At 63.2% G+C, this 22007-nt stretch carries 16 protein-coding genes; 13 read left to right on the forward strand and 3 right to left on the reverse strand.

Going from position 1 to position 22007, the window contains the following annotated elements; genetic code table 11:
* The first annotated feature begins 80 nt into the window (after positions 1–80).
* Entirely contained in the window at positions 81–641 is a 561-nt protein-coding gene (locus J3B00_RS10985; RefSeq protein WP_209867541.1) for an NADPH-dependent FMN reductase, read from the forward strand.
* Between the two features lie 132 nt (positions 642–773).
* Here the strand turns inward: J3B00_RS10985 and phnX are convergent, their stop codons facing one another.
* Complete coding sequence (gene phnX, locus J3B00_RS10990) at positions 774–1601, reverse strand: phosphonoacetaldehyde hydrolase (RefSeq protein WP_209867542.1); 828 nt, start codon at positions 1599–1601, stop codon at positions 774–776.
* 30 nt (positions 1602–1631) lie between these two features.
* Entirely contained in the window at positions 1632–2738 is a 1107-nt protein-coding gene (locus J3B00_RS10995) for a 2-aminoethylphosphonate--pyruvate transaminase (RefSeq protein ID WP_209867543.1), read from the reverse strand.
* Between the two features lie 132 nt (positions 2739–2870).
* On the opposite strand from J3B00_RS10995, the gene J3B00_RS11000 reads away from it, so the two are divergent.
* The 8 genes from J3B00_RS11000 to J3B00_RS11035 all read left to right on the forward strand — a co-directional run bounded on the left by J3B00_RS11000 (position 2871) and on the right by J3B00_RS11035 (position 15089).
* On the forward strand, positions 2871–3734 hold the full coding sequence (locus J3B00_RS11000; RefSeq protein WP_209867544.1) for a LysR substrate-binding domain-containing protein: 864 nt from the start codon (positions 2871–2873) through the stop codon (positions 3732–3734).
* 64 nt (positions 3735–3798) lie between these two features.
* Complete coding sequence (locus J3B00_RS11005) at positions 3799–4821, forward strand: AraC family transcriptional regulator (protein WP_209867545.1); 1023 nt, start codon at positions 3799–3801, stop codon at positions 4819–4821.
* Between the two features lie 99 nt (positions 4822–4920).
* Positions 4921–9411, forward strand: coding sequence for an NEL-type E3 ubiquitin ligase domain-containing protein (locus J3B00_RS11010; RefSeq protein ID WP_209867546.1), 4491 nt, complete (start codon positions 4921–4923; stop codon positions 9409–9411).
* Between the two features lie 121 nt (positions 9412–9532).
* Positions 9533–11179, forward strand: a complete 1647-nt coding sequence (locus J3B00_RS11015) for an AMP-binding protein (RefSeq protein WP_209867547.1) — start codon at positions 9533–9535, stop codon at positions 11177–11179.
* 12 nt (positions 11180–11191) lie between these two features.
* On the forward strand, positions 11192–11959 hold the full coding sequence (locus J3B00_RS11020) for an SDR family NAD(P)-dependent oxidoreductase (protein WP_209867548.1): 768 nt from the start codon (positions 11192–11194) through the stop codon (positions 11957–11959).
* A gap of 13 nt (positions 11960–11972) precedes the next feature.
* Entirely contained in the window at positions 11973–13166 is a 1194-nt protein-coding gene (locus J3B00_RS11025; RefSeq protein WP_209867549.1) for an acetyl-CoA C-acyltransferase, read from the forward strand.
* An 8-nt stretch (positions 13167–13174) separates the two neighbouring features.
* Complete coding sequence (locus J3B00_RS11030) at positions 13175–14302, forward strand: acyl-CoA dehydrogenase (RefSeq protein ID WP_209867550.1); 1128 nt, start codon at positions 13175–13177, stop codon at positions 14300–14302.
* Between the two features lie 13 nt (positions 14303–14315).
* Entirely contained in the window at positions 14316–15089 is a 774-nt protein-coding gene (locus tag J3B00_RS11035) for an enoyl-CoA hydratase (protein WP_209867551.1), read from the forward strand.
* A gap of 35 nt (positions 15090–15124) precedes the next feature.
* Here J3B00_RS11035 and J3B00_RS11040 read toward each other — a convergent pair whose 3' ends face one another.
* A complete protein-coding gene (locus J3B00_RS11040; RefSeq protein WP_209867552.1) occupies positions 15125–19657 on the reverse strand; it encodes a DUF6543 domain-containing protein in 4533 nt (1510 codons plus the stop codon).
* A 372-nt stretch (positions 19658–20029) separates the two neighbouring features.
* Between J3B00_RS11040 and J3B00_RS11045 the strand changes: the two genes are divergently transcribed.
* The 4 genes from J3B00_RS11045 to J3B00_RS11060 all read left to right on the forward strand — a co-directional run bounded on the left by J3B00_RS11045 (position 20030) and on the right by J3B00_RS11060 (position 22000).
* On the forward strand, positions 20030–20434 hold the full coding sequence (locus tag J3B00_RS11045; protein ID WP_209867553.1) for a TraR/DksA family transcriptional regulator: 405 nt from the start codon (positions 20030–20032) through the stop codon (positions 20432–20434).
* 189 nt (positions 20435–20623) lie between these two features.
* Positions 20624–20818 carry a hypothetical protein gene (locus J3B00_RS11050; protein ID WP_209867554.1) on the forward strand — a complete coding sequence of 65 codons (195 nt, stop codon included), beginning with the start codon at positions 20624–20626 and terminating at the stop codon, positions 20816–20818.
* Positions 20819–21308: 490 nt separating this feature from the next.
* Positions 21309–21779, forward strand: coding sequence for a hypothetical protein (locus J3B00_RS11055; RefSeq protein WP_209867555.1), 471 nt, complete (start codon positions 21309–21311; stop codon positions 21777–21779).
* Entirely contained in the window at positions 21776–22000 is a 225-nt protein-coding gene (locus tag J3B00_RS11060; protein ID WP_209867556.1) for a hypothetical protein, read from the forward strand. The genes J3B00_RS11055 and J3B00_RS11060 overlap by 4 nt, the downstream gene beginning before the upstream one ends.
* Positions 22001–22007: the final 7 nt, after the last annotated feature.

Consider the following 22007-nt stretch of genomic DNA (forward strand, 5'->3'; position numbering starts at 1 on the left):
AAGGGGAAAAAAACATCGGCGCCGAGGAACGGTCATCTATAACTACTAGGTCCATCAGCCAGCAGAGGTTGCAAATCGCCATGAGCCAGGTGTATTCGGTAGCGGTCGTCGTCGGCAGCTTGCGCAAGGATTCCTACAATCGCAAGGTGGCCCGAGCCCTCAGCGAGCTGGCATCGTCCAGCCTTTCGCTGAAAATCGTCGAGATCGCCGACCTGCCTTTGTACAACGAAGATGTCGAGGCCAGCGGTGCCCCCGAGCCATGGAAACGCTTTCGCGACGAGATCCGTCACAGTGATGCGGTGCTGTTTGTTACCCCGGAATACAACCGCTCGGTGCCAGGCTGCTTGAAAAATGCCATCGACGTTGGTTCGAGGCCTTACGGGCAGAGTGCCTGGGGAGGTAAGCCGACCGCTGTGGTCAGTGTGTCGCCGGGGGCAATTGGTGGTTTTGGCGCCAACCATGCGGTGCGTCAGTCGTTGGTGTTTCTCGACATGCCGTGTATGCAGATGCCCGAGGCCTACCTCGGCGGGGCGGCCAGTCTGTTCGAGGACTCGGGCAAGCTCAATGACAAGACCCGGCCGTTCTTGCAGGCTTTCATCGACAAGTTTGCGGCATGGGTGAAGTTGAATCGGGCGGTTTGAACGGTGCTTGAGTCATGCACATGACGGCATTTTCGCGAGGCAAGCCTTGCTCCTACAGGGTCTGTGCACGTCCTGTAGGAGGGGGCTTGCCCCGCGAAAAGGCCAGAGCGGGTAGCACTGTTTCCGCCCGGGTCAAACCGACTGCGGCATCTCCCCCTTGGCCAGCCGCCGGTTGATATCGGCGATCACCTCGGGCAGTTCGTTGATGGTGTCGATCAGGTAATGCGGTCGCGACCCTGCAAACAGCGTATGGATCCGCGCCCGCTCAGCTTCCAGCTGCTCGGCACTCAACGCCTGGTATCCCTCCCAGGTCTGCCCCAGGGCATTGCCCGAACAGACCAGCGCCACCGTCCACATCCCCGCGCGACGACCTTCGAGAATCCCCGGTACGGTATCGTCAACCTTGACGCAGGCTGCTACATCATCAATGCCCAGGGCGATCACGTTGGCCAGGGCCTGGGCCGGCCACGGACGACCATTCGGGGTTTCATCGGTGGCCACCACATGGTCGGCCACGTAGCCATTCTGCCTGGCCAGCTCCACCACTTTATCCATCACCACCTTCGGATAACCCGAGCAGGAGCCGATCTTCAGGCCCTCGTTGCGCAGCCTGGTCAGGGTATCCAGGGCGCCCGGGATCAACGCCGAGTGCACGGCGATCTTTTCGATCTGCAGCGGCATGAAGCGATTGTAGAGTGCGGTCACGTCGTCATCGGTAGGGGTGCGGCCGAACACCTTGCGATAGCGTTCAGCGATTGCCGGCTGATCACACAGGGTGCGGATATGGTCCCACTTGCCCATGCCCATAGGGCCACGGGCTTCTTCGATGGAAACCTCGACATCGAACTCGGCAAAGGCTTCAACAAAGATCTGGGTCGGCGCGAAAGAGCCGAAGTCGACCACGGTGCCGGCCCAGTCAAGGATCGCGGCTTGCAGGCAGGTAGGGTTGCTGTAGTTCATGTCCGTTAATCCTTGCTCAGGTAGTCGAAATCAGATGTCCAGCACTTCCATTTCTCGCAGCACTTCGGCCACGGCATTGACGGCGGCCTGCATGCCGTCCGGGCCTACCACGCCGATGCAGCCGACGCGGAAGGTCTCGACCTGGGTCAGCTTGCCAGGGTAGAGGATGAAACCCTTGGCCTTGACCCGCTCGTAAAAGTCCTTGAACTGATAGCGGGGGTCACTCGGCGCGTGGAAAGTGACGATGATCGGTGCCTGGATTGCGGCCGGCAGGAAGCTGCGCAGGCCAATCGCGGCCATGCCGTCGAGCAGCGTCTTGCAGTTGTCCGCATAGCGCTGGTGACGTGCCGGCAGACCACCTTCTTCGTTGTACTGTTGCAGTGCCTCATGCAGGGCGGCAACGACGTGGGTTGGCGGCGTGAAGCGCCATTGGCCGGTCTTGGCCATGTAGCTGTGCTGGTCGTGCAGGTCCATCGCCAGTGAGGGCGAATTGCCTTCGGCAGCCGCCAGGGCGTGCTTCTCGGCGAACACGAAGCCCATGCCGGGTACGCCTTCCAGGCACTTGCCGGAAGCTGCGACCAGTGCCTCGAAGGGCACTTCACGCGCGTCGATGGGGAGTGCGCCGAACGAGCTCATGGCATCGATGATCAGGCGCTTGCCGTGGCCTTTGACCACCTGGGCGATGTCTGCCAGCGGATTGAGAATGCCGGTGCTGGTCTCGCAGTGGATCAGCGCCACGTGGCTGATGGCCGGATCGGCCAGCAGCAGGCGATCGACGTCGGCGGCGGTGGTCGGCTGATCTTCCGCCGTTTCAAAGGTGCTGTAGCGGCGCCCGAGTACCTTGCAGATCTTCGCCAGGCGTTGGCCATAAGCACCGTTGATCAGCACCAGGACCTTGCCATCGCGCGGCACCAGGGTGCCGATGGCGGCTTCTACGGCAAAGGTACCGCTGCCTTGCAGGGGCACGCAGTGGTGGCTGGCACTGGCGTTCATGATCGCCAGCAGTTGCTCGCAGACACTGGCGGTCAGTTGGTTGAAGTCGCGGTCCCATGAACCCCAGTCCACCAGCATGGCTTGGCGGGTACGGGACGAGGTGGTCAATGGGCCGGGGGTCAGCAGGATCGGGGCGTTGCTCATTGCGTGGTTCCTCACAAGCTGGGGGATCAGCCGGAAAATCTGGCGCTGAAACTACGGGGCCTAGGTTGCAATTCGCGCCATCATCAATCAAATTGTTTGTTGTTATGCCAGCCATAAGTCAGGCCGATAGATATGAACCTGTTTCAGCTCCGCGCATTTGATGCCGTTGCCCGCGAGGGCAGCTTTACCCGTGCCGCGGCGCGGCTGTTCATCAGCCAGCCGGCGGTGACCGGGCACGTCAAGGCGCTTGAGGAGCACTACCAGATCACCCTGTTGCGGCGCACGGCGCGCCGGGTCGAGCTGACCGAGGAAGGCACCCGCCTGGCCGCCATTACTCGCGCCATGTTTGGCTTGGCGGAAGAGGCTCAGGCGATGCTCGAAGCCAATCGCCAGTTGCTGACCGGGCGTCTGGAAGTGGCTGCCGACGGGCCGCATCGGGTCATGCCGATGCTGGCGGTATTGCGTGAGCGGTATCCAGGGATCACCGTCAACCTGCGCTTGGGCAATGCTCAGGAGACCCTTGCCGCGTTGCTCTCCGAGCACGCCGACGTTGCCGTGCTGACCGAGATCGAACCGCGCAAGGGCCTGCACTTGCAGAGCCTGTGCCAGTCACGTCTGTGTGCGTTGCTGCCGGTCAACCATGCTTGGGCCAGCCTTGAGCACGAGCTGCCGCTCGACGCGCTGCACCAGCAGATCATGGTCCTGCGCGAACCTTCTTCGACCACCCGGCAGACCTTCGACCGTGCCTGCGCCGGGGCTAAAGTACAGCCACGGGTGCTGCTTGAGCTCGACAGCCGCGAAGCGGTCACCGAGGCGGTGGCAGCGCAGTTGGGGATCGGTGTGGTGTCGTCGACCGAAGTGGCGAATGACCCGCGGGTGCTGGCGCGGCCGCTGGCCGGGCCTGGGCTGGTCAACCAGCACATGCTCGGCTGCCTGGAGCGGCGCCGTGAGCTGCGCCTGATCCAGGCCTTTCTCAGCCTGGCTGACGACGTGTGAGGCGGGGCTGGCGTTTTTTCTGCGCGGCCCTAAGATGGCCGGCATAGAGCAACCTGGACGGCTGATGAGCGAGAAAGACACCATCTCCATGCAACTGGTGCGCGAAGCGCTGTTGCAGACCTGCCCGGCGGGCCAGGCCGACACCGCGCTGCTGGCCCAGGCGGGGATCGATCCAGGCGAGCTCGAGCGGCCTGACGCACGCGTCAGCGCCAGCGCCTATGCGCAACTTTGGCGGGTGCTGGCGCGGCGCTGCAACGACGAGTTCTTCGCCATGGACCCCCGCGGCCTGCGCAGTGGCAGCCTGGCGTTCATGTGTCGGGCGAGCATGACCCAGCCAACCCTGGGCGCCGGCCTGGATACCGCGCTGGGCTTTCTCTCGCTGATGCTTGAAGACCTGCAGCCGAGCCTTGTCCGTCAGCAGAGCCTGGCCGAGATCGTCATCGGCGAACCGCGTGACGCACCGCGCCGTGCCTTCACCTACTTCACCTTCTGGATGATCGTCCATGGAGTGGCCTGTTGGCTGGCTGGTCGGCGCATCCCGATCGTGGCCATTGACCTGCGCTGCGCCGAGCCGCCGTTCTGCGATGACTATCGGGTGATGTTCTCCGAGAACCTGCAGTTCCAACGGCCGCGCACGCGCATGATCATCGCCGCCGATTGCCTCGACCTGCCGCTCAAGCGCAGCCCCGAGGAGCTGCAGCGGTTTCTCGCCGAAGCACCGGGCAACATCCTGGTCAAGTACCGCGACCCGGCAAGCCTGGCCCGGCGCCTGCGGCACGACCTGCGCCAGCTCGATCCCGCCCAGTGGCCCGACGCCGACAGCCTGGCGCGAGGCCTGTGCCTGTCGCCCTCGACCCTGCGTCGTCGCTTGGCAGAAGAAGGGCAGACTTACCAAGGCTTGAAGGACAGCGTGCGGCGCGAGCTGGCGATTGCCTGGCTGGCCGAGGAGCACTTGAGCCTGGTCGAGATCGCCGAGCGCCTCGGCTTTGCCGACAGCAGCTCGTTCTACAAGGCATTTCGCAAATGGTGTGGCTGCAACCCCGGCCACTACCGGACGCTGATGACTGAACTGCCCGGCGCTGGCTGAGCGCCGTCGAGTACTGGCTCAGGAGGGTTTTCCTGCTTAAGGCATGCTGGGTTTTGCCCGAGGGTTGATGTCTCAACTCGGCCCAAGGTGTACCCACCCATGACTCAAGCAGTTGCCGCCTCGCTCCCAACCATCGAACAGCGGATTGCGAGCGCCACCGATGACCACATCGCCAGCCACTTGCCCAGTTGGCTCAAGCAGGCCTCGCCAGCGCAGATCAATACCTTGCGGGCAAGCTTCAAGGCGCACCGTGCTGCCCAGCAGCGCCTGCGTGTGCAGACCCTCGAGCTGATCCCTCTGCAGCAGTTCGCCAGAATGCACCTGGTCAGCGTGCTGCCAGGGCCGGGTACATTCGATGAGCTCGAGTGGTTGGAGGTGCATCGGCGTTTCAGCGTTCCGGTCGGCATCGGCTTGCCGCGTGATGAGATCATTCTGCGGCGCCAGCCTGCGCTATTGCGGCTGATGCAGAACTTCCGGCAAGGGGCGTCGTTCTACGAGGGCAGCGGCCTGGTGGCCAGGGGCAGCGAACGGCTACTGTCGCCGAATCTCGACGACCTGCTGAAGCAATGCCGCCAGCTGGACGTCGGCGGCCAGTACCAACACCTGCTGGACAGTGTATTCGGCACGGCTGCTCAAGCTGCCCTCATTGAGGACAAACGTTCGGGCCTCAAACTGGCTACCGAAATCGCTGCATTGATGGGCGAGCTCAATGCCCATGAGCAGATTGCCTTGCGCGAGGTGGCGCATGGCGGCGCTGACCTCAGTCAGCACGTGTTGCGCGGCTATCCCGGCAGGTTACAGATACTGGGCTGCGCCGTGATCGATGCGATGACGATCCAGCTGCGCGGCGGCCAAGACGACAAACCGGGCGTGATCCTCTATCTGCCCAGCGACCCTCAGCGAGCGCTACGCCGCTTCGACTCCTGGTCAGCCATGACCAGTCATCTGCTGCGAGCGCTGCGCAAGGACGACTACCGGCAGTATTTCAGTCAACTGATCAGCCTCGATGAGCGGCCCGAGTTCCTCCACACGCTTGGCCTGCGACTCAAGGATGACCAGCCGGATCTCGAACTGGAAGCCGCCAGTGGTGAGGAAGATGTCTTCGCCGGCCTGGTCAGCCAGCAGATTCAGCGGGTCAAGGATGATGCACGGCTGCTGCTGGTGCCCACTGCCGAGCTCGAGCGCGCCGCTTCCAGGGCCCGACTCGACACGTGGAAGTCTGCAGGGCTCGGCCTGCTCAATCTGGCTGGTTTGTTCATCCCGGTGGTCGGAGAAATTCTCCTTGGGCAACTGGTCGTGCAGACCGTGGCGCAGGTCTACGAGGGCGCTGCTGACTGGTCGCACGGGCATCAGCATGAAGCCCTCGAGCACATGCTCGGCGTCGCGGAAACGCTGGCGGTAGCAGCTGCAGTGGCCGGTGGTGCAACGATCGTGGCGCGTGGCTTTAGCCGTAGCCAACTGGTCGACCAGCTTGAACCGGTCAGCTTGGGCGAACAAGGTACGCGACTCTGGCAGCCTGATTTGAGCGTCTACGTGTCTTCGCCGGAAGATGCCACGCAGCAGGCGGATGGCCTGTACGGGGCTGGCCCACGACGCTGGATGCGCCACGCAACGGGCTATCTGGAGTTGCATCGGCCGGAGCCAGACGGCCCTTGGCGTGTGCGCCATCCCCAGCGCGAGCTGGCATATGGCCCCATCGTCGAACACAACGGCGAGCGCAGTTGGCGGCTACGGCGCGAACGTCCGCTGGAATGGGATGACAGCGCGCAAATGTTGCAAGCCCTGTGGCCTGAACCCGTGCCGCTGGACAGCCGCCGGGCTGCGCAAATCTTGCAGGTGGCCGGCGTCGATCTTGACGCCTTGCGTGCGGTACTCGTGGAGGGACGCCCGATACCCTTCAATCTGCGTGACACGCTTTCGCGCTTCGAGGCCGATGCCCGTATCGACGCGTTTTTCCAGCGTCTGAAACAGGGCGCGGTGGTTAGTGATGATGCACCGTTGGAGCAGTGGTGCCGGGCGCAAGCGGTTATCGCCGAGCTACCCGTCGACCTGCAGCGCGAACGAGTGCTCGAGCAGGCACCGCTGTTGCGGGCGGGCCTGCTCGAGCATCTGACGCAGGTGCCGATGAGCCAGGATCACTTGGTCAGCCTGATTCAGCAGGACTATCCGGGGCTGCCGCCGCTCTATGTTCAGCAGTTGCTGGCAGAGGTAAGCCAGGTGCAGCGTAGCCTGGCTGACGTCGAAGCGCGTGTGCCTCTGCAGCAGGGACTGCGGGCGCGGGCCTTGTTGCAACAGGCACGGCTGTCGCGGGGTATGGAAGGGCTGTATCTGCACAGTGCTTATAGCAATGAAACGGGCGAACTGGTGTTCGCCCTGCTGAGGCGCCTGGACAACTGGCCACGGGCGGTCAACCTCGAGTTGCGCGAAGGCACGGTAGGTGGGCGCTTGCTGGCGGTGCTCGATCCTCAGGGGAAAGCCGCCGAGCGTATCGTGCTGGTCTATCGACAAGGGCGATTCAGCCTGTATGACGCGAATGGCCGCCCGGCCAGTGTCGAGGTCGCCGAACCTGCGGATATCTTCCAGGCAGTTGCGGCGTCGTTGTCATCCGAGCAACGCGCAAAGCTGGAAATTGCCGGAAATGACAGCGCCGTGCGGTTGCGCGCCAAGCTGCAGCAACGCGTGCCCCAGCGCCGTTTGCAGACTTTGCAACTGCTGGGCTGGCGGGAGGCGCCAAGCGCTTTCAACCCGGGCACTCGGCTGCCTGATGGGCGCGTTGGTTACATGCTCAGCGGCCGTGCCCACGGGCGCGGGGGCACGCGTCAGATGCTCCGCGAACGCCTGCGCAGCCTTTATTGGGGGCTTGATGAACAGCGTCTGGACGAGCAGCTGGAGGTTTTGCTGCGACGCCCTGGCTCGCCCTTTGAGCTACTGCTTGAGCAGGAAGAGCACTATGCTCGGCTTGATCAGGCACTGAATCGTTGGGAGAGTGCCGAGCTTAGCGTCTCAAGACAGGCCTTTCGCCGCCAGATTGGCGACCGCTTGCGCCGGGTATGGCGTCTGCAGGGGGAGCCGGCATACGCTGGCGATGGTCAGGTTGATGGTGTGCGGCTTGACCTCAGTGGGTTGCCAGTACGAACAATGCCTGATTTACCTGAGGGGACCGATCTCAGCCATGTCAGGGTATTGGTGATGGCTTCCCTGCAACTGGACGCGGTGCCGACGGGTTTTCTGGCGGGCTTCAGCGGCTTGCAGCGGTTGAACCTCAATGGCAATCAGTTGATGCAGCTGCCGGAGGGTATCGCCTGGCTGACTGAGTTGCGTGTACTCCGGCTTGCCCACAACAACCTGCGCATGGATGCCCGCGCCGTGGCGATCCTGGCCGACTTGCCACAGCTGAGCTATCTGGACATGAGCTACAACCCGCTGGGGAGCCTGACGCTGCGCTTCAATCTGCTGCCACGCTTGACCGAGCTTCGTTTACGTCAATGTCGGTTGCGGGCCTGGCCGGCGGGGTTGGAAGTATGCGGCATGCTTGAATACGCCGACCTGCGAGACAACTTGATCACCAGCGTGCCGGCTGAAACAGTGGCAATGCCACTGAGTTATCGCAACGCCTTCTTGCTCGATCATAACGCTATTCCCGAGGCGGAAGTGGACCGCTTGCGGGCTCCGGACCCGCACTCGGATCACGGCCTTGAGGGCGCTGAAGGTGGCTCCGATCCTGCCACGACGCGGACGTTGTGGATGGACTTGTCGCCGTTATCTGAACGCGAAGCGCGCGGCCAGCAGTGGGATACCTTGTTGGCGATGCCAGACAGCAGCGGCTTGTTCGATCTGTTGGGTAACCTGGAGCGTACCGCAGACTTTGAAAGCGCACGTGATTACCTGGCGGAGCGGGTATGGGTGTTACTCGATGCCCTCAGCGTCAATGCCGAACTTCGCGAGTTGATCTTTACCCGTGCCAACCTGCCGCGCACGTGCGAAGACAGTTTCGCTGATCTGTTCAGCGACTTGCAGGTGCAGGTCGAGGTGGCTAAGGCCAATGCCCGAGGTGCCCTCCACGAGCGCGAGGCCGATTTGCTCCGCCTTGGACGACAGCTGTTTCGCCTGGAGCGCTTGCGGCAGGTTGTACGCCAGGACATCGCGCAGCGGCTAGCCGAAGGCCGCGGCGTCGATGAAGTCGAGGTCAGCCTGTACTATCGCGTCCACCTCAGGCAAACCCTGGATTTGCCGTTCCAGCCGCGCGCCATGCGCTACGAGACGGTGGCCAACGTCACCCAGACCCAACTGCAGGTAGCCCGTCTAGTGGTACGCGCGGCGGAAAGCTCCGACGCCCTGATCGATAGCCTGAGTCAGCAGGATTTCTGGCAGGCCTACCTGCGGGAACGGCACGGCGCGGCTTTTACCCACATCGAGGATACCTTCGCCCAACGTGGCAGCCAGCTCGACCAAGAGCAGGCGACGCTCACCAGTCAGGCGTTCACTCGGGCCTGGGAATCCTTGCGCGTCGAACGCGAGTCCGCCATGCATACCGTGACCATGGCGCTGACCGAGGAGGCCATACACGCGCAAACGCCCGCAGGGCAGTAACAGGCAGCGGCCAAACCGGTCATCCAGATTGACAGCTTTGACCATTGTCGAGCGGGGGCTGCGGCGCGAACATCGTCAGACCAAAGGTGCACTCCAACAATAAGAAACCAGGAGTCTGACGATGCGCGATTACGCCGAGGCCGCGAGGTCGTTCAATCATGCCCAGGCCGCCGCTGCGGCGCTGCAGGGCGATCTACAGGCCCTCAATGCCTGTGTCGAGTGCTGTGACCGGCATGTCGGTGGCCAGCGCATCGCGCTCATCTGCGAGGACCGCGACGGCAATGGCGCTCGCTACAGCTTCGAGCAGTTGCAGGACATGGCGGCGCGCTTTGCCAATGTGCTCAAGGCCCAGGGCGTTGGTCCGGGTGATCGGGTCGCCGGGCTGCTGCCGCGCACTGTCGAACTGCTGGTGACCATCCTCGCCACCTGGCGCCTGGGTGCGGTCTACCAGCCACTGTTCACCGCATTCGGCCCCAAGGCCATCGAGCATCGCCTGCAGCAGTCGCAGGCCCGGGTGGTGGTCAGTGATCGCCACAATCGGCCCAAGCTTGACGATGTGCTGGGCTGCCCGACCTTGGTTACGGTAGGCGCCGCTGAAGGCGAGTTGGACTTTCATCAGGCGCTGGCCTGCGCCGAGCCTGAATGTGCGCCGGTGCTGCGCACGGGCGATGATCCTTTCCTGCTGATGTTCACCTCGGGCACTACCGGGCCGGCCAAGCCGCTGGAAGTGCCGCTGCGCGCGATCGTCGCCTTCCAAGGCTACATGCGCGACGCGATCGAGCTGCGCGCAGACGACAATTTCTGGAACCTGGCTGATCCCGGCTGGGCCTATGGCCTGTATTACGCGGTCACTGGGCCGTTGTCGCTGGGCCACGCCACGCTGTTCTACGATGGCCCGTTCAGCGTCGACAGCTGCGCCCGGATCATTGCTCGCCACCGCATCAGCAACCTTGCTGGCTCGCCCACCGCGTATCGCCTGTTGATCGCCGTTGGCAGTGACTTCTCGGCGCCGATCAAGGGCTACCTGCGCGTGGTCAGCAGCGCTGGCGAGCCGCTCAACCCGGAGGTGATCCGCTGGTTCGCCGACGCGCTTGGGGTGACCATCCATGATCACTATGGCCAGACCGAGCTGGGCATGGTCCTGTGCAATCACCATGGCCTGGTACACCCGGTGCGGCTGGGCTCGGCAGGTTTCGCCATCCCTGGGCACCGCATCGTCGTGCTCGATGAACAGGGCGTCGAGCTGCCTGCCGGGCAACCCGGCATTCTTGCGGTGGACCGCGAGCAGTCGCCGCTGTGCTGGTTCGGTGGTTATCACGGCTTGCCGACCAAGGGCTTCGTGGGCAAGTACTACCTCAGTGGCGACACCGTCGAACTCAACGACGATGGCAGCATCAGCTTTGTCGGCCGCAGCGACGATGTCATCACCACCTCCGGCTACCGAGTCGGTCCGTTCGATGTGGAAAGCGCGTTGATCGAGCATCCGACGGTGATCGAGGCGGCGGTGATCGGCAAGCCAGACCCGGAGCGCACCGAGCTGATCAAGGCCTTCGTGGTGCTCGCCAAGGGCGTGCAAGGCAGCCCGGAGCTTGAGGAAACCCTGCGCCAGCACGTGCGCAAACGGCTTTATGCCCATGCCTATCCGCGCGAAATCGAATTCCTCAGCGAGCTGCCGAAGACCCCGAGCGGCAAGCTGCAACGCTTCATCCTGCGCAATCAGGAAATCGCCAGACAACAAGACGCGCTGGCCTCCCGCGCCAGCGCCTGAGGGAATCTCATCATGCACATAGCCAATAAACATTTCATCGTCAGCGGCGCGGCTTCTGGCCTGGGCGCTGCCACCGCGCAGATGCTGGTCGAGGCTGGGGCGCGAGTGATGCTGGTAGACCTCAATGGCGAGGCTGTGGCGGAAAAAGCCCGGCAACTGGGCGATCAGGCGCGCTTTGCGGTGGCCGACATCAGCGACGAACAGGCTGCCCAGGCTGCCGTGGCGGCTAGCGTCGAGGCGTTTGGCAGCGTCCACGGTCTGGTCAACTGCGCCGGTATCGTCGGTGCCGAGAAAATTCTCGGCAAGCAAGGGCCGCATGGCCTGGACAGCTTCGCCAAGGTGATCAACGTCAACCTGATCGGCAGCTTCAACCTGTTGCGCCTGGCCGCTGCCGCCATTGCCGAAGGCGACGCGGGCGAAGGCGGTGAGCGTGGCGTGATCATCAACACGGCCTCGATTGCCGCCTACGATGGGCAGATCGGCCAGGCGGCCTACGCTGCCTCCAAGGGCGCCATCGCCAGCCTGACCCTGCCGGCCGCTCGCGAGCTGGCGCGCTTTGGCATCCGGGTGATGACCATTGCTCCAGGTATCTTCGAAACGCCAATGATGGCCGGCATGAGCGATGAAGTGCGCGACTCGCTGGCTGCCGGCGTGCCGTTCCCACCGCGCCTGGGCCGTGCGCAGGAGTACGCGGCGCTGGCGCGGCACATTATCGAGAACAGCATGCTCAACGGTGAGGTTATCCGCCTCGACGGTGCGCTGCGCATGGCTGCCAAGTAAGGAGTATCACTACATGACCCTCGCCACCGATCCGATTGTCATCGTCAGCGCTGTACGCACGCCCATGGGCGGCCTGCAGGGCGACCTCAAGAGCCTCACCGCGCCGCAACTGGGCGCTGTCGCGATTCGCGCCGCAGTCGAGCGCGCGGCCATCGACGCCGGCAGTGTCGAGCAGGTGCTGTTCGGCTGTGTGCTGCCGGCGGGCCTTGGCCAGGCACCGGCGCGTCAGGCAGCGCTGGGCGCTGGTCTCGATAAAGGCACGACCTGCACCACCCTGAACAAGATGTGCGGTTCGGGCATGCAGGCCGCGATCATGGCCCATGACCTGCTGTTGGCCGGCAGCGCCGAGGTGGTGGTGGCAGGGGGGATGGAAAGCATGAGCAACGCCCCCTACCTGCTGGACAAGGCCCGCGCGGGTTACCGCATGGGGCACGGCAAGATCATCGACCACATGTTCATGGATGGCCTGGAAGACGCCTACGACAAGGGGCGCCTGATGGGCACCTTTGCCGAAGACTGCGCCCAGGCCGGCGGCTTCACCCGTGAAGCACAGGACGCCTTTGCCATCGCCTCGCTGACCCGCGCCCAGGAGGCGATCAGCCAGGGCCGCTTCGCTGCCGAGATCGTCCCGGTGGAGGTCAGCGAAGGCAGGCAGACCCGGCTGGTCAGCGATGACGAACAACCGCCCAAGGCCCGCCTGGACAAGATTCCCCAGCTGCGCCCAGCGTTCCGTGAGGGCGGTACCGTTACTGCTGCCAATGCCAGCTCCATTTCCGACGGCGCGGCGGCGCTGGTGCTGATGCGCCGTTCGCTTGCCGAACAACGCGGCCTCAAGCCACTGGCGGTGATCCATGGTCACGCAGCTTTTGCCGACACTCCGGCGCTGTTCCCGACCGCACCGATCGGCGCGATCCACGCGCTGCTCAAGCGCACGGGCTGGAACCTGGCCGAGGTCGACTTGTTCGAGATCAACGAGGCCTTTGCCGTGGTCACCCTGGCCGCCATGCAGCAACTTGACCTGCCCCACGACAAGGTCAACATCCACGGCGGCGCCTGCGCCCTTGGCCACCCGATCGGCGCGTCCGGCGCACGCATCCTGGTGACCCTGCTCTCGGCGCTGCGCCAAAACAACCTGCGCCGCGGCGTGGCAGCCATCTGCATCGGCGGTGGCGAGGCCACGGCGATGGCGGTTGAATGCCTGTATTGAGGTGAACCATGCTGGTGACTGACGAGCAACAACAGATTGCCGACGCCGTACGCGATTTTGCCCAGGAGCGCCTGAGGCCGTTTGCCGAGCAATGGGACCGCGAGCACCGCTTCCCCCGTGAGGCCGTCGAAGAGATGGCTGCGCTGGGGCTGTTCGGCATGCTGGTGCCGGAGCAGTGGGGCGGCAGCGACACGGGCTATGTCGCCTACGCCATGGCCCTTGAAGAAATCGCCGCCGGCGACGGTGCCTGCTCGACCATCATGAGTGTGCACAATTCGGTCGGCTGCGTACCCATCCTCAAGTTCGGCAGCGAGCAGCAGAAGCAGCAGTTTCTCGCGCCACTGGCCAGCGGCGCGATGTTGGGTGCGTTCGCCCTCACCGAGCCTCAGGCCGGCTCCGACGCCAGCAGCCTGAAGACCCGTGCGCGGCTGGACGGCGACCACTACGTGCTCAATGGCAGCAAGCAGTTCATTACCTCCGGGCAAAACGCCGGGGTGGTGATCGTCTTCGCGGTGACCGATCCACAGGCCGGCAAGCGCGGCATCAGTGCTTTTATCGTGCCTACCGACTCGCCTGGCTACCAGGTCGCACGGGTCGAGGACAAACTCGGGCAGCACGCGTCCGACACCTGTCAGATCGTCTTCGATGATGTCCGCGTGCCGGTTGCCAACCGCCTGGGTGAGGAGGGCGAGGGTTACAAGATCGCCCTGGCCAACCTGGAGGGTGGGCGCATCGGCATCGCGTCGCAGTCGGTGGGCATGGCCCGCGCTGCCTTTGAAGTGGCCCGCGACTACGCCCGTGAGCGGCAGAGTTTCGGCAAGGCCCTGATCGAGCATCAGGCGGTGGCGTTCCGCCTGGCCGACATGGCCACGCGAATCGCTGTGGCCCGGCAGATGGTCCTGCATGCCGCGGCGTTGCGTGATGCTGGGCGCCCGGCGCTGGTCGAGGCGTCGATGGCCAAGCTGTTTGCCTCGGAAATGGCCGAAAAGGTCTGTTCGGATGCCTTGCAGACGCTCGGTGGTTATGGCTATCTGAGCGACTTCCCGCTGGAGCGCATCTACCGCGATGTGCGGGTCTGCCAGATTTACGAAGGCACCAGCGATATTCAGCGCATGGTCATTGCGCGCAATCTTTGAAGGAGCAGCCCCAATGGCGTTCGAAACCATCCTGTTGGACATCCACGGCAAGGTCGGCCTGATTACCCTGAACCGCCCCCAGGCGCTGAACGCGCTGAATGCGCAGATCGTCGGCGAGATCAATCAGGCGCTGGACCAACTGGAAAAAGACCCGAACATCGGTTGCGTGGTACTGACCGGCTCCGCCAAGGCCTTCGCCGCTGGCGCCGACATCAAGGAAATGGCCGACTTGCAGTACCCGCAAATCTACGTCGATGACCTGTTCAGTGATGCCGATCGCATCGCCAACCGGCGCAAACCGATCATCGCTGCGGTGGCCGGTTTTGCTTTGGGCGGCGGCTGCGAATTGGCGATGATGTGCGACTTCATCCTGGCCGGCGACAATGCCAAATTCGGCCAGCCTGAGGTCAATCTTGGTGTGCTGCCGGGCATGGGTGGCACCCAGCGCCTGACCCGTGCAGTGGGCAAGGCCAAGGCCATGGAGCTGTGCCTGACTGGCCGTTTGATGGGCGCCGAGGAGGCCGAGCGTGCAGGCCTAGTAGCGCGCGTGGTGCCGCAGGCCGAATTGCTCGAAGAGGCATTGAAGGTGGCTGCCACCATCGCCAGCAAGTCGATCCCGATCAGCATGATGGTCAAGGAGAGCGTCAACCGTGCTTTTGAGGTGACCCTCAGTGAAGGCGTGCGCTTCGAGCGTCGCGTGTTCCACGCGGCATTTGCCACTGAAGATCAGAAAGAGGGCATGGCCGCCTTTGTCGCCAAGCGCGAAGCGCAGTTCAAGGACCGCTGAGGTTAAGCGGCGCTGGGTCCCAGCGCCGCTGCGTATCAGCTTGGGAAAAACAAACGCTGTGCCGCGGCCAGGGTGATCGGGCTACGGTAGACCTCGCTGAGCTGTCCGGTGGCCGGGTCGGCAACACTTTTGCCCTGGGCGTAGCGTTGGCTGGCGGTCTTCAGGTGGCCAGCGGTAAAGGCGTTGTTTTCTGCGGCCAGGCTCGGGTAGTGAAAGTGCGCGTACCAGATGACACGGTCGTTATGGCTGATGGCATATTCATCGAGATAGTCGGCCGGTCGTCCTTTGATCCTGGCCAGCAGTCGCCGGCTACCCTCGGCACGGATCCGCACTTGGCCCTGCTCCAGCAGGAATTCCAGCTCTGCGATTCTCGGCTTTTGCTGCAAGGCAGCCTGGGTCCGTAGCGTCGGCGCCTGCTTGGTCAGTTCCAAAGACAAGTCCTCGAGCGCCTTGATGACCAACGCGGAGTCGTCGTTGGCCAGGGCTTCGTCGGTCTGATTGTCGCGTGTCAGCTGTGCCTCGATGGCGTTGCGCTGGGCGTCGAGCAGGTCACGCTGATGAATGACGATTTCCTCGATTTCGACTGGCAGGTAGTTAACCGCGCTGCGGGTGTGCAGCTTGCCCAGTTCCACGCGTGAGATGTCCATCCGGGCGCGGCTTTCCTGCAGCAGGGTCTTGAGCTTTTTAGGCGTGCTGGCTGGGGTCGGCGGTCGCGCGCTAGGCTGCTCGAGCCGTACCCAGTGGGCGTCTTCGAGTTTGTAGGTCAGGGACGCCACGCTAGGGTCGGGCCCCGGTATGTCGACGAGGTTCGCGTCATTTGCGCGAGGCTGCCCTAGCAGCAGGCCGTGGTCCTGGGTTTCGATCAGCCCAGGCAGCTGTCGGCTCAGTTGCGGCACCGAACTGCTGGGCGGATAGTCGGGGTATTCCGCGAGTTCACTGCGCACGTCGGTTTGCAAGGCTGTCAGGTCTTCAATCAATTGTGCCAGCGCCAGCTTCGCTGCGTCGGCCATCGGCCGCTGCTGAAGATTGCGCACTTGCCGTGCGGCGGCGCCCAAGTGCTGGTTGATGGTCTCCAGCAGGCGTCGTTTCAGCTCGTCAGTGGCGCTGTTCAACTCGGCCAATTGCAAGCGTTGACCGACGCTGACCTGGATATTGTCCCAGCCGCGCTCCAGCCAGAACTCACCCTCGCCATCCAGTGCGCCGATCATCATCAGCCGATTGGTGCAACACTCCATGCGGATGAACCGCCAGTGTTGCGGGCTGGCGGTCACTCCCATCAGCTCCACGGCCTGCTCGAGCATGGCCTGGATGCGAGGTTGGGCGCGGCTGCTTAGTCGCACCAGCTGTTGATGCTCGGCGGTCATCACTTCGGCATTGGCGATCAACTGTTCAATCAGATGGAGCACCCGTTCGATACGCTCGTTGATGATCCGCTCATCGGCAGGGGTCAACTCGTAACCTGTCAGCTGCCGCTGGATGACTTCGCGCAACTGTGACCGCTCTGGCGTGTAGAGCCGCATCAGTGTCGCCTTGACCGACTGTTCGCATTGCAGGCGCTGGACCAGCGCACTCGCGCGCAAAAGCTTGTATTCCCTGATCGGGATGCTTTCATTGCGGTCCTTCAGGCGCTGTAGGTGATCCTTCCAGAATGCCGAAAATGCCTGCTGTTTTTCGATATAGGGCTGGAGCACCTTGGATTCATGGGTCTTGGCGGCTACCAGAGCCGCTTTGCGCAGGTAGTCCTGTTCGCGTCTGGCATGGGTCGCATCCTCGGCCAAGGACGCGTCCAACGCCTCGACTGCCTGTTCATTGAGCTGTTTCTGCTTGGCCAGGCGGTTGCCCAGCGGCATGCCGCCGTTCAGTCGCAGCTTCAGGTCGAGCTGCCAGCGTCCTGCTTCATCCCGGCGTAGCCACGGGCCAGCGGGCGCGCCAGGCGACTCGCCAGTGATACGCAGCTGGCCGCGCTCCGGGTCCACGCTGACGCCGTAGAGCTTACCTTGGAGGATTACCCACAGGCGCGCGTCGTGCAGGTACAGTCCAGCCATCGGGCCGGAGGGGATCGGAGCCCGCAGTGTCGACAGCGGCAGCTCGGCCTGCAGCGCCGTCAGCGCATCGAGATGGGCCTGGTCGAGCGTGAGGTCGGCCTTGGCCCAGGCGAAATCGAGAGGCTCGGGTACCTCGGGCGTCAGCACGATGGCGGGGGCGGGCAGCGGGGGGTCGACATGGAGCAGCGGCACTGTGGGGGGCTGCGGGTGCTCGATTTCAAGTCGGCGGCTTGCATGGCCAAAGACCAGGAATGCGACATTGATCAACAGCTCTATCCAGTCACCGGTGCGGTCTTGGCTGCTGTCGGTGTCATTGACCAAGTGCAGCAAGGCGCTCTCTGCTTGCACCAGCCAGGCAGCCGTGGCAAAGGGGCCGTCCATGATGGGCAACACGCTGTTGAGCAGCAGCCAGCCGAGCTCGCGCCAGCGTGCCCAACGGGTCTGTGCGGTGCTGCTCGAGTGAGCGAGAAAGTTCTCCAGGGTCTCTTCAACGCAGGCCTCGTAGACGCGCTTGCCGGGATCGAGGATCGGCTCTTCGCGTGACAGTGTGGCGGGGGCGGGGCGGCTGAAGGGGACGGCCCAGTCATCTTCCACTGGATAGACCAGGTGGGGCTCCTGAAAGCCGCCGTGGGCGTATACCTTGCGATCTTCTTCAGGCAGCCGTTGTAACAGGTCTTTCTGCAGTTCGCCTGGGGTACCGATGGCCACCAGCAACTCGAGCCGGTCGCTGAACTCCAGTAGCGGCTCGGCATGCAGCGGCCGGTACAGCAGGCACCGTGGCGAGACCGTGGGCGTGGCTTCGATCAACCACGCATTGAGTGGATGATCCGCAGCGGCGTCCATGCTGCGCAGCAGCCCCAACGGACGCAGGGACCAGGCACTGGGAGATTCGCAGTCGCTGCGGTTGAATACCGCCGCCACCGCCGCAACGCCCACGAGGCTGATTTGACCATCGCGCAGATGCGCGGTCATTGCCTGGGCCGGTAGCTGGTTACTCAATTGGGCCGCCAACAGATCGATGCGCACACGGCGTTTGTCGGGGTCGTCCAGCAATTCTTCGCGCAGGTGCTGCGGATAGCTCATGCCGATATCGGCCGCGCTGATCAGCTCGCGCAAGGCGGCCTCGTCAAACCATGCCGGCACGGCTTCGCCATCGTGCGCCTTGATGCTGACTCGACCAGGCCTGAGCAGGCCGAGATTGCCAATCGCCAACTCCGCAAGGGTGAACTCGACCCGATGTATGCTGCCATCGATGAACGGCGTACCCAAGGCAGGGACGGCGCTGGCAACGGTCTGATCGTTGACCACCCGTATTGCTTGCAGCGCTAGCGTCGAACCGGGGCGACGGGCCTGCACCAAGCTACTCAGGCGCTCCAGGGCGAATGCCTGGGCATCAGCCACGCCGTCCAGCCAGGTGCGGCCGCTGGCATCGCCGTAACCCTCGGCGACATCTGTCAGCAGTGCGCTGTAGGCCTTGAGGCTGTGCGGCTCGCCGTTGAGGATCCAGGACGGCAGGTGCGCGAACAACGCGGCTTGGTGATCGATTTCGCTGACGCTGCACATCTGTGCCATGCCGCTCAGGCCATCCATGCTATCGGCCAACTCTTGCGCACGGTCTGCCCCTAGATACGTGCTGCTGGCTGCGTTGATCACCTTCAGTTGCTGAGTGAGCAGGCCCAGTGCCTGGCCCTCGAAGATCGGCCGGCGTGGGGGCGTGATCTGCACGCTGGGGGCAAACGCGGACAGCCGCGCTGGCCAGTGCCCAGCGATGGCTGCGAACAGGTCGGGACGTGATCGATAGGCCAGCAATCTGCCAATCGCTGTGAACAGCACCAGTTCGCGGCTGTGCCCTTCGCCAGGGTGCTCGACGAGCAAGGCGCTGGCGAGGTTGGAGTCCAGCTGGAATCCGGCAGAGAAGTCCACCTCGAGTAGGTTCACGGCGACGCCGCTTTTGTCGGGGAGCAGGCCAGGGTGTTGATGGACCTGTGTTGCCAGCGCCAGCGCCGTTGCCGGCAAGTTACTGGTCTCACGGTTATCCTTGAGCGTGCGGGCCAACTCATCCTGCAGATAAGCGGCATACCACTGCCAGGGTGTCTGCCCCTGCGGATCGGCACTGCTCCAGAAGTCGACGATTGCCGCCTGGTGGTGTTCGATCAGCAACGGACCACACGCGTTGAGCAGTTGCTCGATCTCGTGCAGATCGACGTCGAGCGCCTGAGCAGGGTCTGTGGCTGTGTCATGACAGAGATAATCTTCATCTGGCGTCAGGTTGAGCGTGTCGCGCAGGCAGAAGCGCTCGATCACGGCTTGATGCAGCGGTCGCCTATAAGTCAGTTGCGGGTATTGGCCGACACTGACCAGCAGCAGCTCCAGCGGGTTCAGCGTGGGGTCCAGACCACGGGCCTGCCACTGACTGGCGAGCATCTGCGCGGCCGTCTCGAAAAGGCCGGGGCGTGACTGAAAACGTGTGGCGACAGCGCACGGCAGGTGGGCACTGCGAGGCAGGCGTCGGAGTAGGGTCATGACGTTACGTTCCATCGGCAGAAAACGCTCATCAAGCCATTCAGCCACGGCGGGCCAGCGTTATCAGGATGCCACCCCGCGGGTGCGGCGGTGGTACAGGGCAGCCCCCTTTACCAGCCGAATTGGCCTGAACCTCAGGCAGGCACTGGACTGCACCCAACACTTGCGCTGCGGCCGAAGCAGGCCGATTGGCGGATTCCACATGATTTCAGACAATTGCGCGGTAATCCCTGTTGCCCCATGCGACGTGGCGCCTTAGACTGCCGCCCCCTGTAAAGAGTGCCGGTTGGCGCTTGAAGAATTCCGTTGCCGACGCCAAGGCGTCGGCGACACCTGAATCGCCCAAATGCACATTTTTTCATAGAGAAATCGATGACCAAGGAACAGTTGCTGGCCATGTCGGCCGATGACTACATGAACGCTGATCAGCTGGAGTTCTTCACCCAGCTGTTGCAAGCGATGAAGGTAGATACCCACGAGCGCATCGAGCAGAGCCGCATTACCATTGAGAGCCTGGACACCCCTTCGGACCCAGCTGATGTGGCATCGGTCGAGGAAGAGCGTCACTGGCTGGTCAACGGTATCGAGCGCGACCAGCGCTTGCTGCCTCAGCTGGAGATGGCCCTGGGCCGGATCAGCGACGATAGCTTTGGCTGGTGCGAAGACAGCGGCGAGGCTATCGGCCTGCAGCGCCTGCTGATCAGCCCGACCACCAAGTACTGCATCGAAGCCCAGGAACGCCACGAGCAGATCGGCCGCCACCAGCGCCAGATCTGATCGGTCGCACCCCGCAAGGCCCCACGGAGCAATCCCTGGGGCTTTTTGCGTTTTCTCCGCCTGGGGCATTGGCTGGCGTTTGTTGCCATCGGCGCAACACAGCTGTACCGGGCTGCGCTTTTTCGGACGAAGCGGGGGGCGTATCATCAGCTAAATCGTTAGGCTGCTAATTAAGTGCTGGAGGTAAGGGTGAAAAGTCAGGTCGATGTGGCGGTGATGATTGGCTCCGGCGTGCCTGCTGCCTTGCAAGCCATGGGCAAGCGGATCTGTTGGGTGGTGCTGGTCAATGGTGAGCGCCGTGGGACAGCCTTCGCCAGCCGTGGCGAAGCCATCGAATGCCAGGCGGCCTGGGTGGCGCAGTTGGCCAGGGGCAAAGCGGCCTGACTCATTGGGCTCTGGCCGCCGAATGTGGCAGGCGGCATCTGAAGCCCTTGACCCTGCCGGTGAGGGTATCGGTCACGTGAAAAAATGCGGTACCTGCAGGGACAACGACGAAACGCGAACTGTTAATGCCGTTATTGATGCAAGAAAAGCTTTTCGGCACTCGACGGATTTCAGTGTTTTCGTGCATATTTCCCCCTGTAATGCGCTGATGATTAGCGACGGCCCATGATGCCAGGGGCCTGTTGCTATCTATTGCATCTTTACTGGCATCGCTGTTGTCAGAAATTACGCTTCCCACGAGGGAAAACTGCCGAAATCAGTCTTGTGGATTTGGCTGGCACGCCCGGGTCATGATTCCCGCCTGCGGTGTCGGCACTCTGTACAGGCATTTCGTGCACTACTTTATTAGTCTTTCAGACATCGACTTGAAATGACCGCGCCCTCCGGACACCGGATGTGGGCGCCTGTAACCGGTTTGAGGAACTCTTCATTGGCAGTCAGTACTCTGGATACTCATGCGTTGTTTGCCCTGGGCGATTTGCGTGGCAAGTTGGCCAAGCTGTTTCACGGGCGTTTTGTCTATGTGACCGAGCAAAGCCCTGAAGGCCTGTACATGGCAGAAATCGACACTGACAGTGCGTTGGTGGTCGATGATAAACAGCGCCTGGAACTCAAGGTTGGCGATCACTTTCGCGCCGCGGTACTACCCAGTCGCGAAGGGGGTAAGCTTGAACTGCGTTTTCGCGAGATCAAGTTGAATGTCTACGGCATGGGCGATTACGCCTTTGTCGCGGTGCCCGAAGGTGAGGGGATCGTGTTCCGTAATGGGCAAGGCGTGATGCTGGTGTTCGCCGCCCAGGAGCAAGTGCAGGAAGGCTTGGGCAAGCTGCTCAAGGCGGTGACCGGCAAGGTGGCCAAGTGGCGTAAAGGTGAGCTCACCACCTTCAAGGCCAGTGAATGACGCCTGACCTCCCGCCCGCCCTGGGGCGGGCGCAGTTTCACCGGCGCTATCAAGCCGAGGCTGTTGCCCAGGCCGAGCTGTTGTTGGCTCGACGCGAGGCATTGGGCAATGGCTGGCTGGCCTGGGTGGCGGGCGAGCTCTATCGACTGAGTCCGGCCGAGTACGCTGCGATGGTGCGGCGCGAGTTGGAGCGCCTGAGCCAGGCGCCTAGCGCCGGCTGAGTACGCT

The sequence above is a fragment of the Pseudomonas sp. BP8 genome, assembly GCF_017875955.1.
In the GTDB taxonomy this organism is placed as follows: Bacteria; Pseudomonadota; Gammaproteobacteria; order Pseudomonadales; family Pseudomonadaceae; genus Aquipseudomonas.